The following is a 14,573-nucleotide window of genomic DNA, read 5'->3' on the forward strand; positions in this document are numbered from 1 at the left end:
GCTTTAACAACGGCATTTTTGCCGTTGTTTCCGGCCAAAACGGTACCCGTTTCAGCGAGAAATAGAAGGATAGTGTATGGCGCGAAGCATATAAATTCTTATATTTGAACAAAACGGCTGCACCGTCCAGAAATGGACAGCGCAGCCGTTTTTGATTTTAGGATTAGGCTCTTTTCTTACACCGTGTTATCCCCATGTCCGCCGGACCTTCTGGTTTCGGCCCGGCGGCACACACAAGTGGAAACTTAAATCCCCTGCACCCCGCTTCCCCGTAAGCGCTAGTTGGAAAAAGGATCACTAATTCGGCAGTTTCCCAGCCTTACCGCCGAATTTGCCTACATTAACTCTACTTTTTCCCACTATTCCCTCTTCAGAAGGCTGTTTGCGTCCATTTAAGTGTACTAATTCCAACTCGCTTATCCCAAGGAGTATAGGTGTACAAACTAATCTGTAGGATTTCTGCTGCACAGCACAGATATTACTCCGGCTTTTTATCGTCAGACTCTTCTTCAACCTGCACAGATGCAGGCTGTTCATCCGCCTTTTGCGGCAGCGGCTGATGCGGCTCCCGGTTGGCCATCCGCGTACGCTCTGCCCTTTCATGACCCCGCGGCTTGGCTTTTCTGCGGAACCAGAGCACAAACAACACCACAATGGCAGCTATAATCAATACCGGGAATGCGGCCGCCAGGAATATGAAGATCCACTGAAACATTACGGACAGCGCATGCAGACTGCCTTGAAGCGCATCCGAAGCCCGGTTCATAAGCGGGCCTTGCTCTTTGGTCTTTGTAATATTCAAGCTTTCATCGGTCTGATACAATCGAAGCTCAACCGTGGAAAAAGAGACATTCTGGTCAATATAGCGCATTCTGCCCTTGATCGTTTCAATTTCTTCCTGAATGGCACCGAGCTGGTTCGCAAACGCCACAAGGTCGGCGGATTTGGTTGCCTTTTTCATAAACTCGATATATTGGCTCTCCATCAGCTGCTTGGCTTTGAGGCGCGACTCCAGATCTACATATTCCTCAGAAACGTCCTGACCCTGAATCTGACGCTGAAGCTTTTCGTTTTTGATTTTTTCCAGGCTGCTCAGAAAGGAAGAAAACCCGGACGCCGGCACCTTAAGAATAAAAGTTCCGCCCCGCTCATACTCGGATGTGCTCTCCGAAAATTCAATAATATAACCATTTGCAAGGGTCACCATATTCCGGACCTCTGTCTGCGCCGCAGCATAGTCCTTCACTTCCATGGTGAGATTGGCGTGATAGATCAGCTTTTTGTTCAGTCCTGCCACAACGTCGCTTCCTGTAAAACCAGCTGTTCCTTTTGACGTCTGTGCTGGGTCCGTGCTGTTGACAGCTGAGCTTCCGCCCCCGTCCTTGGTCCCTTTAGCGGCGGGTGCCTCAGCTTCACTGGTCATTGCCTGCACTGCAGCGCCTGCTGAAGCGTTCTGCGCCGCACCGCCGTCTGAGCTTTCCTCCGTACTGGCAGTATCCGCCTTCATAAGCGAATTCCCCGCCGCATCGTTGTTTCCTCCAGACCCGCACCCTGCCACAACCACCGCAAACATCAATAATCCCAATAGATAAAACAGATAATGCAGACCCCTTTTTTGCATCCTCATTCCTCCAAAAGTGTAGTGGAAACTCCGCTTCTGTCGTGCAGATTACTGACGCGTAAGCTTTTTGTCTCTAGGCTTTCCGCGTTATACTCTTTGACGTTCCAAAAGCTGGAAGGTTGCAGAAAAGCAGTAAATTTTCCAGTTCATCAGTCCGGGTCCCCCCGTTTGCGAGCGTTTGCATTATTTGCTAAAATAAAGATGTCTGTGAAGACGAAAAACACCAATAACCCTATATTCACAAGGAATAAGGGTTAGGTCCTGCCCGGACAAGCTCCACCTTGCCGGTCAGATCATGCTTCAGTTCGGCTGCCGCCATTCCACGACAAGGGGAGGTGATACCCTCATGGCAAAAGACGTTCAATGCGCAGTGAATTCCTGCACCTACTGGGCAGAGGAAAACAAATGCAATGCCGAATCCATCTTTGTTGCTTACCACAGCTCAAAACAGCCTTCAAATGCTGAGGAAACAGACTGCAAAACCTTTGAAAGAAAATAAGTCAAGATTAGAAGGGACCCTTCACGGTCCCTTCTTGCTTATTCCCATTCTAACAAGATTGAGAATGATTATCAAGCGTTATTCTTCCGCACGTTTGTTGCTGCCAGCACCATGTTGCGCAGCGCCGCTTCTGTCTCCTCCCAGCCCCGTGTCTTCAGTCCGCAGTCCGGATTAATCCAGAATTGTCCGGCATCCAGCACACGCAGGGCGCGCTCAATATTTTGAGTCATCTCCTCTACTTCAGGTACACGGGGGCTATGAATATCATAGACACCCAGACCAATTCCTTTATCATAGTCATCATCTTCAAAAGCGGCGATCAGCTCCCCATGGCTGCGCGAGGTTTCAATAGAGATGACATCGGCATCCATGGCCGAAATGGCCCCGATCATATCGTTGAACTCGCTGTAGCACATATGGGTATGCACCTGCGTGGTATCCTTCACATGATTGGTTGCCACCCGGAAGGACCGCACCGCCCAATTGAGATAATGCTCATGGTCCTCTGCCTTCAGCGGCAGCCCTTCACGGATCGCCGGCTCATCCACCTGGATCATCTCGATGCCGGCATCCTCCAGCGCCTGCACTTCATGGCGGAGGGCCAGCGCTATCTGCTTGGCGACCTCTTCCCGGCTGAGATCATCGCGGACGAATGACCAGTTCAGGATCGTTACCGGCCCGGTCAGCATCCCTTTTACCGGGAGCCTCGTCAGCGACTGGGCATAGACGCTCTCCTTAACAGTCATGGGCTGAATAAAAGCGACATCCGCATAGATGACCGGAGGCTTCACACAGCGGGAGCCATAGGACTGCACCCAGCCATTCTGGGTAAACAGATAACCGGCCAGCTTCTCGCCGAAGAACTCGACCATGTCTGTCCGCTCGAACTCCCCGTGGACCAGCACATCCAGGCCCAGCTCCTCCTGAAAAGTGATCGCCTCCGCAATTTGGCGGCGGACGAATGCGTCATAGCGCTCCTCGTTCCATACGCCTTTGCGCCATTTGAGGCGCGCCTGCCGCACCTCTGCCGTCTGCGGAAAGCTGCCGATGGTTGTCGTGGGCAGCAGCGGCAGCTTCCACTTCGCCTGCTGCAGCTTCACGCGCTCTGCAAAAGGCAGGCTGCGGCTGTCCGGAAGCGCGTCCAGCCGGCGGACCTGTTCCGCTACATCCTGGCGCCCGCGTTCAGGAAGGGCGCGGAAGGCGGCCAGCGCTTCCCGGCTCTCCGCAAGCTGCGCCGCAGCGTTTCCGTTCTCGCCGCCAGCGGCGGCGGCGAGCAGCCCAAGCTCTGCCAGCTTCTCGTCAGCGAAGGCCAGCGCCTGCTTCACGGCAGGCTTCAGCTTGCCTTCGCTCTGCACGGTTACCGGCACGTGCAGCAGACTTGAGGATGGCTGGAGAATCAGCCGGTCCAGCGGGACATGCGCCGCCAGCTTCTGGATCAGCCCGAGCTTGGCATCAGGGTCGGCGCGCCAGATGCTGCGCCCGTCGATAATGCCTGCACCCAGCCATTTACCGGCCGGCCAGCCCAGGCGTTCAATCGCTTCCAGATTGGCGCCGCCATCATGGACGAAGTCGAGGCCAATGGCTTGTACCGGCAGCTCCAGCAAGGCTTCCAGCGGCTCCGCCGCTTCAAAATAGGTCTGCAGGATCAGCTTCAGCCCGGGTACTGCAGCGGAAATCGCGCCATAGATGGTCTTCAGCAGCGCAATATCTTCCGGAGCCAGCCCGGTAACGACCGCCGGTTCGTCGATCTGCACCCAAGCAACGCCTTCCTGCTCCAGCTCCTGCAGCAGCTGAATATAAACCGGCAGGAAGCGCGCGGCAACTTCTCCGATGTCCGCTGCCGGGAATCCCTTAGACAGCTTCAAAAAGGTATAAAGTCCAACTATAACCGGCTTGCCTTCAATGCCAGCCTGCGATTTGGCGAAGCGGTAGGCGGCCAGCGGTTTGTTCTCTGTAAGCTGCGGGGTAAGGCTGCCGATTTCCGGCACGATGTAGTGGTAATTGGTATTGAACCATTTGGTCATCTCGCAGGCCGGGGCGTATGCATTGCCGCGGGCCATTGCGAAATACAGATCGAGCGGAACGGCACCGCCGGTGTAAGCATAACGCTGTGGTACAACGCCGAACATTACCGCGGTGTCCAGCACATGATCGTAGAAGGTAAAATCATTCACCGGAATCAGATCAATACCGGCCTTTTGCTGCGACTGCAGATGCTGAAGCTGAATATCCGCCATTTGGGCAAGGAATTCCTGCTCCCCTATTTTGCCGGACCAGTAGGCCTCCAGCGCCTTTTTCCACTCGCGGTTTTTACCGATTCTCGGGTACCCCAGATTGCTGGTTGTAATCTTGTTCGTCATGATATTCTGCTCCTCATCTATCCCTTTTTGTTCGTTCGAATCCAAAGTGTTCTGTACTTCATCCCTTAATCTGATGCCATCATACTGTACCCCTTTCGCCATCTGCAACAGATTCCGGCCTCTTTCGGTTATACACATTGGCTATAGCAAAACAGCAGCCGGGAGGATATTGCACTGAACCTGGATGGAAACTCACGCCAAAATAGCCCCATAAAGTGAGGCTAGACATGGATGCTGATTCAGGTACTTTGCGAGGACCCCTATATATAGTTAGGCGGCACCCTCCAATGGGCGCCGCCTTTTTTGCTCTTTTCTATTTTAGAACCATACCAGGTAAACCACCGCAGCCAGAATAATCCGGTAGATGGCGAACGGCATCAGCTTGATCCGGTTGATCAGCTTCAGGAAGAAGCGCATGGACAGCAGCGCAAACAGAAAGGCGCTGATGAACCCGGCAATGAAGAACGGCAAGGCATCCAGGGTGAAATACTGCCAGTTCTTCAGCAGCGATACCAGACTGGCTCCGGCCATGATCGGCACAGCCATAATGAAGGTGAAATCGGCGACAGCACGGTGGCTCATGCCCAGCAGAACACCGCCGGAGATCGTCGAACCGGACCGCGAGAACCCCGGCCAGAGTGAGAGACACTGGATCAGGCCGACCGATAGCGCCTGCCTATATGTAATTTGATCGACACTCTCCGTTTTGATCTTTTTGGGGGCAAACAGGTCCGCGCAGATCATCAGAACAGCTCCGGCAACCAGACCTATCAGCACCGTGGAGGTTGAGAATAAATACTCATCAATAGAATCCTCGAACAGAAAACCGAGCACGCCGAAAGGAATGAGGCCTACAATAACCTGCGCCAGCTTCAGCCGGCCCGTGGTTTCAACTGCTGGCTGGCCTTCCGGCACCGCTGTCAGCTCCTTACGGCTGAAGCGCTTCAGTCCCAGCAGATCGATGAACCGGTTGCGGAAGATCACGACCACAGCCAGGATCGAGCCTAGCTGGATCACGACCTTGAAGGTGTTCGCTGTGTATTTTCCGAGGAATTCCTGTGATTTCAGCCACATATCATCGACAATAACCATATGGCCTGTGGAGGATACCGGAGCAAATTCGGTCAACCCTTCTACAATTCCGAGAATGATAGCTTTAATAATAGTCAGCAGCTCCATGAATTCTCCTCCTAAAAGTTTTGTGAGCAAAGCGTTGCCTTGATCAGTGTTTGCTAGCCGCGGGCTTTGCCTGCGGTATGGCGTTTGCGAAGATACAGCAGACCCAGCACGAGAACTCCTCCGGCAAGCAGGACATATACAACACTGGAATACGTATCGATATAACCCCCAATATCCTCCCACGACTCGCCGAGTGCAGCCCCCAGGAGGATCAGAAGCGTATTCCAGCCCAGCGTGCCGATTGTCGTAAACAGCATGAAGAGTCCAAACTTCATTCCCGACATGCCTGCCGGAATCGAGATCAGGCTGCGCACCAGCGGCACCATCCGGCAGAACAGCACTGTCCAGTAGCCGTATTTGTCAAACCAGGCATCCGCTTTGCGGATATCGCTTTTTTGAATCCGGATCCATTTGCCGTAGCGGTCCACGATCCGTTCCATTCTGCTGACATCCAGCAGCCGGCCAATCCAGTACAGAATCACCGCTCCAAGCAGCGAGCCTGCCGTTGAGGCGATCAGCACACCGGGAATCGTGAGCCCGGAAGTCGTGGTCATAAATCCGCCAAACGGCAGGATGACCTCCGAGGGAATCGGCGGGAAAATATTTTCCAAGGCCAGCATCAGAAAAATTCCGGCATATCCGAACTGCTCCATGATATCTGTAATCCATGTTTTCATTCATGTCCCTCCGTTAGATGAGATTTTTCTTGAGGTTGCGCAAATAGCGGCTGCGGATGAAGAAGAAGTACAGCGTCTGGGCAGCCAGATAACCAATCAGTACGGCCCCGGTCTCGGCAGCGATGGACAGATAGAACAGCCGCTGCAGCGCAATAAAAGCAAATAGGCTGTGCAGAACCGCCAGCAGCACCGGAACAAAAAACATAAGCGCCAGCTGCAGCGTGGCAATACGGTCCAGCTCCCGGTCGGTCAGGCCCATTTTCGACAGGGTCGAATACTGCAGACGGTCATGATCCAGGTCCATATAAAGACGGAAATAGAGAAAGCTGCCTGCCGCAATGAAGAATACTGTCCCGACCAGCAGCGAAGCGAACAGCATCGTGCTGTACAGTGTGCGTTGAATTTCGAACAAGGTGCCGCTGATTACGACAGCATAAGGGGACTTCGCTTCATAGGGCACTTTTCCTGTAGCGGCCAGCTCAGAGGCTACCCCTGCCGTGCGGGGAAAATCCTCCATATAGAATCCGGTATACCAGTCCTGGTGCACCGGGACAATTCCGCTGTACAGGCTGTCGCTGACCACCAGTCCGCTGAAGTCCCCGCCGCCTCTGCCGTCCAGCTCCGGGAGCAGATATTCGGCAATGGGCACATGCTGCGTATAGCCAATCTCTTGAATCCGGATTCCTTGCTTGAGCGAATAGGTTGCTTTGAACCGCGCAGCGGTCAGGCTGCGGTCACGCTGGGAACCGATCATCACCAGTCCTTCGTTCCCCTCAAGCGGCGGCTCATTTGAACTGAAGCCTGCATGCCGCAGGGCAAGCTTGTAATTACTGTATGACATCAGCGGGAGCTGTTTCGTATGGTCAGGACCGGTCTGTGAGACTATAGCCGCGTATTTAAGCGGAATCCGCAGGGTTTCGTAAGGCAGGCCCAGCCGCTCCAGCTCTGCGGTAATCCCCTGCAGGTCCCGCTTTTCCGGGGAAGCGTACCCGCCCCCCTTAGCCACATAACCGACAGCCGCAGGATAATCCAGCTTCAGCTCCCGTGACAATGTGTGGATTGAGGCGAACACGCCGACTGAGGTGAAGGAGACCGCTGATACAATGGTGACCATAAAAAACATCCGGCCATTGTCCTTCCAGCGGTACGACAGTCCCGAAAATGTCAGGATGTGCGTATGCTTCCAATAGAAGCGGCGGAGCTTCCGCAGCACCCCCACGATATACAGGCTGAGCTGTGTGTAAAAAAGATAAGTGCCGCAAACCGTGATCAGCACAACAGGGAACATCATGATCTCTACAGTTGTGGCTGTTGTTGCAGCTGCCAGACCATATCCGGCCAGCAGCAGCAAACCGGATAATAACGCAAGCCTGCCCGATACCTTCGGCTCTGTTTCCCCTCTGCCCCCGCCCCGGAACAAGCCGCGCGGCGATTCACTGCCGATGAAGGCAAAGGTCAGCAGCGAGATCAGCATGAACAGCAGGACAAAGCTGCAGATCGTCAGCACCGGCGCCTGCCAGGACAGGTAGAATTCCAACGGTTCGATGCCCAGAAAGCCGGACCCGATCATCAGGAACAGCTTGCCCAGCAGCAGCCCCAGCAGTGTGCCGGTGAGGATGGCCGATCCGCCGATCATCATATTTTCCAGAAAAACCATCAGCTTCAGCTGCCGCCTGGTCATGCCGTGCATCAGCAGAATGCCGAATTCCAGCTTCCGCGATTGCAGGAAGGAGCCAACCGACACAAGCACGAACAGGGAACAAAAAAGATAAATGATTGCTTCGGCCGCCATCATGGTTCTGGCCGCTGCACCGAGAATCATATCCTGCGAAATGGCCGGATGGTAGATAAACAGCGCACACAGAAAAAAGACCATGACCGAAAAAGCGCTGCTGACGAAATACGCGGCATATTTCCGCTTGCTCCTTGCTACATTCCTATAGGCGAACTGCCGGAAGTTCATGGCCCGCGCCTCCCAGCAGCGACAGCATGTCGATGATGTTCTGGAAGAAGGCCGCTCTGCTGCTTCCCCGGTACATCTCGCTGTGAAAGCGCCCGTCTTTGATGAAGATTACCCGGTGACAAAAGCTCGCGGCTACGGCGTCATGTGTGACCATAAGCACTGTCGTCCCTTCGGCGCCATTCACTTCTGCAAGCAGGTTCATGACTTCGCCGGCGGCTTTCGAGTCCAGGCTTCCTGTTGGCTCATCCGCCAAAATCAGCGAGGGCCGGTGGATCATTGCCCGGGCGATGGCCACCCGCTGCATCTGTCCGCCGGAAATTTCATAGGTCCGCTTGTCCAAAAGAGTACGGATGCCGAGCCGGTCCGCCACCTCCCCAAGCCGGTTCTCCATTTCCTTCACTGTGAATCCGGCCAGCGTCAGCGGCAGCACAACATTCTCCTCCACAGTTAGTGTGTCAAGCAGGTTGAAATGCTGGAAAACAAACCCCAGCTCTTTACGGCGGAACAGCGCCTTGTCCTTGCGCCCCAGCCCCCTCGGGTCCCGGCCATTGACCATCACTTCCCCTGAGGTCGGCTCATCAATTGTGGCGATTACGTTTAGCAATGTGGTTTTGCCGCTGCCGGAAGGTCCCATAATGCCCACGAACTCGCCTTTCTCCACAGCAAAGCGGATATGGTTCAAGGCGTGAGTCGAAACCTTGCCTTCATATATTTTGGATAAATTGTGGACGTCTAATATGGGCAAGTGCTTCCGCTCCTTCGTTCGCCTGGATTGCCTTTATTATACAAACTGTAAACTGCAGCTGCCATTTCTGAAACTTACAACCACCTTACAGTATTGTAAGCCGGGAACATTATAATCACATTCTAGCTGCCGAGGAAATTGGTTGACAATCCGCCGCAGAACGCTTATATTTACATGCATGAGCATGCATTTATTATTATTATGCGAGGAGAGATCAATCATGATGAAAGACTTATTCACCCCCTATGAGCTGCAGGATTTGAAATTGAAAAACCGTGTCGTTATGCCCCCCATGTGCCAATACTCCGTTACCGATAAGGATGGCATCGCCACAGATTGGCATTACAACCACTATGTAAGCCGCGCGGTCGGCGGTACAGGACTTATTATTATGGAAATGACCGATGTCGAGCCGGATGGCCGGATTACCGATTATGATCTTGGCATCTGGTCGGATGATCATATTCCCGCCTTGGCAAGAATCGTTAAGGCATGCCACGCTTATGGCGCCAAGGTAGGCGTACAGATTGCCCATGCCGGACGTAAAGCCGAGGATGCTCCGCTGCCGGTGGCCCCTTCTGCCATTCCTTTTAGTGCCGAGTACAAAACTCCGCGTGAGCTGACCACTGAAGAAGTAAAGGCTATGGTTCAGAAATTCCAGGCTGGCGTCGAGCGGGCCGTTCAGGCCGGCTTCGATGTCATTGAGCTGCATGGAGCACACGGCTATCTGATCCACCAGTTCCATTCCCCTTTGACCAATAAACGGACAGATGAATATGGAAAGGACCTGACGCTGTTCGGCAGAGAAGTTATCCAGGCGGCCAAAAAAGTAATGCCGGAGGGCATGCCTCTAATTATGCGTATTTCCGCACAGGAATATGTGGAAGGCGGCTATGGCCTCCGCGAGAGTCTGGAGATCGGCAGAGCCTATAAGGAAGCCGGAGCTGATATTTTCCATGTCAGTGCCGGCGGTGAAGGTGCTATTGCTGCCGAAGGCAAACCGGGAACTCACGCTGCCTATCAGGTTCCGCTTGCCCGTGCGTTCAAGCAGGAGCTGAATGTTCCGGTGATCGCCGTCGGACGCTTGGATGAGGCAGTGCTGGCTAACGCGGTTATCGGCAACGATGAGGCGGATCTGGTCGCTGTGGGCCGGGGCATGCTGAGAAATCCGTACTGGACGCTGGAAGCCGGTGTACAACTTGGCAAGGACGCGGGTCTGCCGAAGCAGTATGAGCAGGGCTTCCCCCGTTCCCGGAGATAAGACTTACACCAGTAAGGTGAAGTTCTAAAGCCGTTTCTGATACAAAACGGGGCCCGGGGTGTTATAATAGACAAAAATTTATTAGTCATCCTTTGGCATACATCCGGGAGAGGAATGGTTTAGATGAAAAATTCCCTTGAAGGTGGGCTGATCACCAGTTGGTTAAGCTTAACTCATATACAAATGAAGGTCGCGGGTGAACTGGAAGCGAAACTGCAGGAGAACTTCGGATGGTCGCTCAACGAATTCTATCTGATGTTCTTCCTGTCCGAAGCGCCGGAGAAAAAGCTGCGCCTGCAGCAGCTGGAGTCGATGGTCGGGCTCAGCCAGAGTGCCGTCTCCAGACTGGTCAGCCGCTTTGAAGCCAAGGGCTGCGGGGCGCTGCAAAGAACGGTCTGCGACGACGACCGCAGAAGTATCTATACCTCTCTGACCCCTCTCGGCCAGGAAAAGGTAGACCGCGCGCAAGTGGCGGTGAACGAGGTGCTTCATGAAGCTTTTCCCCGTGCGGAGGTTAAAGAGCTGCTGGAGGAAATGCTGAAGCCGCAGCAGCAGTCCTAAACTGAAGGTTTTCACACAAATAACCGCATTGCCGCAGGCCAACCTGCCCCTTATCCCTTAAGGAGGCAGGTTATTTGTTTTCCCGCTGCGTTCACGTGAACTTCAGACAGGCTGCTGTGCATACTACAATAGAAAAGAACGCGGGGTGTACGCATGTTATTTTCAGTGATGCAGCTATTGGGCGGTATTATTCTGTCATTGGGCTGGATTCCGCAAATTGCCCGTATCTTAAAAACAAAATCCGTTGCCGATCTCAGTCTGAACTCCTATCTGCTGATGCTGTTCGGAATAGCCCTTATGGAAGCCTACGCGGTTAACCTGACGTTGACTGGAGCGGGATTGGCTTTTTTGATTACGAATACTTTGTCTTTGTGTGTGGTATCCACGGTTATCATGCTGATCCTCCAGTATGGGGGCCGGAACAAGAGATAGGACGCGAACTGGCTGATGTATGCAAAGAATGTGAGTTTTTCATGCCTCAAAAAATAATCCGTACCGCCGTCCCCTGCCCCACCTCGGAGGAAATTTCCACCTGATGCCCCAGCTTGCCGCAGATCTGCTTCACCAGATATAGGCCCATCCCAGTGGATTCCTGGAAGCTGCGGCCGTTGACGCCCGTAAAATAAGCATCGAACACACGCGGCAAATCGCCTGGCGGAATCCCTACTCCCTCATCACGCACCTCCAGCACAGGTCTGCCCTGCTCCCCCGCATACCCGTGAAAATGCACAAACCTGCCCTCCTCCACGGTATATCGCAGCGCATTGGTAATGAGCTGGGTCAGCACAAAAGACAGCCATTTCTCGTCCGAGGTAATGAACAGTCCGTTCTCTACCCTAATGGCCGGGAATACGCGTTTGCGGATAAACAGCCGTTTCTGCTCCGAGGTCACGCCCCGCACAATGGCCGCCAGCTCCAGCCGCTCGACATAGAAATCATGTTCGAAGGTATCCAGGCGGGCGGTGTAGAGCACGGTATCCAGCCCTTTTTTGAGCCGGTCCAGCTCATCCCCGATGGCCGTAAACGGAGGCCCGTCCTTGTCCTGGATAATGAGGTGGATCACCGACAGCGGGGTCTTCATGCCATGCACCCACTGGTTAATAAAGTGGATATGCTCTTCCAGCTTGTGGCGGTAGCTGTGCAGATCATTCTGGTACAGGCGGAACTGGCGGGCCAGGAGGCTGCGCAGACTTTCCGCCAGCGGAGAGCTCTGGGATGGTCCGCCGGAATCATCCAGTGAAGCTGGCAGATTCAGCAGCCGTTCGTAAAAGGAACGGTTGGAGAAATAGCGGTACGCCAGATAAGCCAGCAGCAGACAGGTGCTGAGAAGGCCCGCATACAGGCTTACGTTCACTCCGCTGCCCCCGTCCAGCCGGTAGACCAGGGTGATCATCAGGAGCTGGGCCAGGTAGATTACAATCAGAGGCGTCTGTTCCCGCAAAAACAGCTTCATGCTACGCCTCCTCCCAGTTCTCGCACAGCCTGTAGCCTTGACCCCGAACAGTCTGGAGCCCGTCCGCGATATCCAGCGCCGACAGCTTTTTGCGCACCCGGGTCACGTACACATTCAGGGTATTGTCGTCGACAAAGGCCTGGTCATCCCAGATTTTCTCCAGCAGCCGGTCGCGGGTGACGACAGTGCCCGCTTTTTGCATCAGCTCATCGAGAATTTTGGCTTCGGTGTGGCTAAGGTCAATCTTCGCGCTGCCCCGCGACAGGACCAGACGCTCAACATCCAGCATCAACCCCGCAACCGTAAGGCTGCGCTCCGTACCTCCTCCGGCATAGGAGCCGTAGGCCCGGCGGAGATGGCTTTTGATTTTGGCGAGGGCAATCTCATAATCGAACGGCTTCGTGATGTAATCATCGGCTCCGTTTTCCAGCGCCATCACCTGATCCATTTTGCCCTCACGGGCAGAGATGAACAAGATCGGGCAGGTGGAGAGACCACGGATTTGGCGGCACCAGTAGTACCCGTCGAATTTCGGCAGATTCACATCCAGCAGCACCAGATGGGGGGCAAACTGCTCGAACTCCATCCGGACAGCCTCAAAATCATGCACTGCCTGCGTCTGATAACCGAATTTATGTAAATAATCCTGAAGCAGCATTACCAGTCCACGGTCGTCTTCGATAATAAAAATTTTGAACATATCAAACCTCCGGTTTGCAGCATAGGCCCGTTTAGGGGTTTGCCCCATAATATATACAGTCCCTGGGTAGGAGTCAAATAAAGGGGATAGTTTTAATGGACAAGCAGAACCGGCTTCGTTGTCCTTAGAAAGAAAGGTGCCGTTTGAAGAAGGAGAATTGATGCCGTGGAATATATAAATCCTTTAGTTTAAAATAGTATTGGCTCACTTGAAAGATGGGTGTTTCAACTAGCTCCTTTTCAATTTATGCTGGATAGCGAGGATCTTACACTTCGTTAATTCGCTCACGCCAGGAGGCGCATTAAGATGAAACAGAACAAATACGATGAGGCCGGATTTTTTGCCAAATACAGCGCAATTCCCCGCTCCACCGGGGGACTGGAGGCTGCCGGAGAATGGAGCACCTTCCGCTCCCTGCTACCCGATTTACACGGTAAAAGAGTACTGGATCTCGGCTGCGGCTTCGGCTGGCATTGCCGGTATGCCCGCGGGCAGCATGCGGAATCTGTGGTGGGCATCGACCTGTCCGAAAATATGCTGGAGCGGGCCAGGGCGATGACAGATGATCCAGGGATCGAATACCGCCTGGGCGCGATTGAGGACATCCGGTTCGCTGCGGGCGAATTTGATGTGGTGATCAGCTCACTCGCCATCCACTATGTCGAGCGGTTCGATCTGCTCTGCCGCGAGGTTCAGCATTGCTTGCGGCCGGGCGGCAGCTTTGTGCTCTCCGTGGAGCATCCCATCTATACGGCGCTCGCCGCGCAGGACTGGCACTACGGCCCGGATGGCGCAAAACTCCATTGGCCTCTGGACCATTATCATCATGAAGGCCCGCGCGAAGCCAGATTCCTTGAGGATGATGTGATTAAATATCACCGCAATATAGCGACCTACCTCAATACGCTGATCACCTCCGGCTTCACAGTCACCAAGCTCTCCGAGCTTCAGCCGACCCCGGAGATGCTGGAGCAGAATGCCGCCTGGCATGAGGAACTGCGCCGCCCCATGTTCCTGCTGCTCTCGGCAGTGCGAAATTAGCAGCGCTGCGAATGTGGTTGCAGCTGCTGTTGCAGATGTAGTTGCAGACGCAGTTGCAGACGCAGTTGCAGACGCAGTTGCAGACGCAGGCGCAGACGCAGGCGCAGACGCAGGCGCAGACGCAGGCGCAGACGCAGGCGCAGACGCAGGCGCAGACGCAGGCGCAGACGCAGGCGCAGACGCAGTTGCAGACGCAGTTGCAGACGTAGTTGCAGACGCAGTTGCAGACGTAGTTGCAGACGCAGTTGCAGACGTAGTTGCAGACGCAGTTGCAGTTGCAGACGTAGTTGCAGACGCAGTTGCAGACGTAGTTGCAAACCACTGACGAAGAACAGCACCTGCGCTGTCCTTCAGCTTCACTTGACCGTGCTGACGTCTTTGATTTCAGTCTAACGTTACCTGGAGAACGACTCCCATGAATCTACGGCAGCTCCAATTGGAAGAAAGGGAACTCATTTGCCCCCAGCTGCCCATTCCTAGCAAAATCAAAGGTACTTATACCTCTCATTTCAC

At 54.0% G+C, this 14,573-nt stretch carries 14 protein-coding genes; 5 read left to right on the forward strand and 9 right to left on the reverse strand.

All coding sequences use genetic code 11. The annotated features are described in order from the left end of the window. Positions 1-478: 478 nt before the first annotated feature. Positions 479-1,621, reverse strand: coding sequence for a DUF4349 domain-containing protein (locus BLQ82_RS14080; protein WP_062527597.1), 1,143 nt, complete (start codon positions 1,619-1,621; stop codon positions 479-481). Positions 1,622-1,967: 346 nt separating this feature from the next. Here BLQ82_RS14080 and BLQ82_RS14085 point away from each other — a divergent pair, with 346 nt between their 5' ends. Further along, on the forward strand, positions 1,968-2,120 hold the full coding sequence (locus BLQ82_RS14085; protein ID WP_020429143.1) for a DUF1540 domain-containing protein: 153 nt from the start codon (positions 1,968-1,970) through the stop codon (positions 2,118-2,120). 71 nt (positions 2,121-2,191) lie between these two features. On the opposite strand, the gene metE is transcribed toward BLQ82_RS14085, so the two are convergent. From metE to BLQ82_RS14110, 5 genes are all read right to left on the reverse strand, one after another. After that, a complete protein-coding gene (metE, locus tag BLQ82_RS14090; RefSeq protein WP_062527836.1) occupies positions 2,192-4,480 on the reverse strand; it encodes a 5-methyltetrahydropteroyltriglutamate--homocysteine S-methyltransferase in 2,289 nt (762 codons plus the stop codon). A gap of 318 nt (positions 4,481-4,798) precedes the next feature. Next, positions 4,799-5,659, reverse strand: coding sequence for an undecaprenyl-diphosphate phosphatase (locus BLQ82_RS14095; RefSeq protein WP_062527595.1), 861 nt, complete (start codon positions 5,657-5,659; stop codon positions 4,799-4,801). Between the two features lie 53 nt (positions 5,660-5,712). Further along, complete coding sequence (locus tag BLQ82_RS14100) at positions 5,713-6,336, reverse strand: DedA family protein (protein WP_062527593.1); 624 nt, start codon at positions 6,334-6,336, stop codon at positions 5,713-5,715. A 13-nt stretch (positions 6,337-6,349) separates the two neighbouring features. Beyond that, a complete protein-coding gene (locus BLQ82_RS14105) occupies positions 6,350-8,299 on the reverse strand; it encodes an ABC transporter permease (RefSeq protein ID WP_062527591.1) in 1,950 nt (649 codons plus the stop codon). Beyond that, entirely contained in the window at positions 8,274-9,044 is a 771-nt protein-coding gene (locus tag BLQ82_RS14110) for an ABC transporter ATP-binding protein (RefSeq protein ID WP_062527589.1), read from the reverse strand. Before BLQ82_RS14110 ends, BLQ82_RS14105 begins: the two co-directional genes overlap by 26 nt. A 223-nt stretch (positions 9,045-9,267) precedes the next feature. Between BLQ82_RS14110 and BLQ82_RS14115 the strand changes: the two genes are divergently transcribed. From BLQ82_RS14115 to BLQ82_RS14125, 3 genes are all read left to right on the forward strand, one after another. Then, the gene (locus tag BLQ82_RS14115; RefSeq protein ID WP_062527834.1) at positions 9,268-10,305 is read left to right on the forward strand and encodes an NADH:flavin oxidoreductase/NADH oxidase; all 1,038 of its coding nucleotides are present in this window, start codon (positions 9,268-9,270) and stop codon (positions 10,303-10,305) included. Between the two features lie 123 nt (positions 10,306-10,428). Further along, positions 10,429-10,866, forward strand: a complete 438-nt coding sequence (locus tag BLQ82_RS14120) for a MarR family winged helix-turn-helix transcriptional regulator (RefSeq protein ID WP_062527587.1) — start codon at positions 10,429-10,431, stop codon at positions 10,864-10,866. 153 nt (positions 10,867-11,019) lie between these two features. Then, positions 11,020-11,298 carry a PQ-loop domain-containing transporter gene (locus tag BLQ82_RS14125; protein WP_062527585.1) on the forward strand — a complete coding sequence of 93 codons (279 nt, stop codon included), beginning with the start codon at positions 11,020-11,022 and terminating at the stop codon, positions 11,296-11,298. Between the two features lie 46 nt (positions 11,299-11,344). Here the strand turns inward: BLQ82_RS14125 and BLQ82_RS14130 are convergent, their stop codons facing one another. Both BLQ82_RS14130 and BLQ82_RS14135 read right to left on the reverse strand, forming a co-directional pair. Further along, entirely contained in the window at positions 11,345-12,319 is a 975-nt protein-coding gene (locus BLQ82_RS14130) for a sensor histidine kinase (RefSeq protein ID WP_062527583.1), read from the reverse strand. Between the two features lies 1 nt (position 12,320). Then, positions 12,321-13,019: a response regulator transcription factor gene (locus tag BLQ82_RS14135; RefSeq protein ID WP_062527581.1), complete on the reverse strand. Its 699-nt coding sequence runs from the start codon at positions 13,017-13,019 to the stop codon at positions 12,321-12,323. 306 nt (positions 13,020-13,325) lie between these two features. On the opposite strand from BLQ82_RS14135, the gene BLQ82_RS14140 reads away from it, so the two are divergent. Then, entirely contained in the window at positions 13,326-14,060 is a 735-nt protein-coding gene (locus tag BLQ82_RS14140) for a class I SAM-dependent methyltransferase (RefSeq protein WP_062527579.1), read from the forward strand. On the opposite strand, the gene BLQ82_RS31980 is transcribed toward BLQ82_RS14140, so the two are convergent. Continuing rightward, positions 14,057-14,398, reverse strand: coding sequence for a hypothetical protein (locus tag BLQ82_RS31980; protein WP_157243859.1), 342 nt, complete (start codon positions 14,396-14,398; stop codon positions 14,057-14,059). The two genes, BLQ82_RS14140 and BLQ82_RS31980, sit on opposite strands and share 4 nt — an antisense overlap. Between the last annotated feature and the right edge of the window lie 175 nt (positions 14,399-14,573).

The organism is Paenibacillus jilunlii, from assembly GCF_900102965.1.
Classification (GTDB): Bacteria; Bacillota; Bacilli; order Paenibacillales; family Paenibacillaceae; genus Paenibacillus_AQ; species Paenibacillus_AQ jilunlii.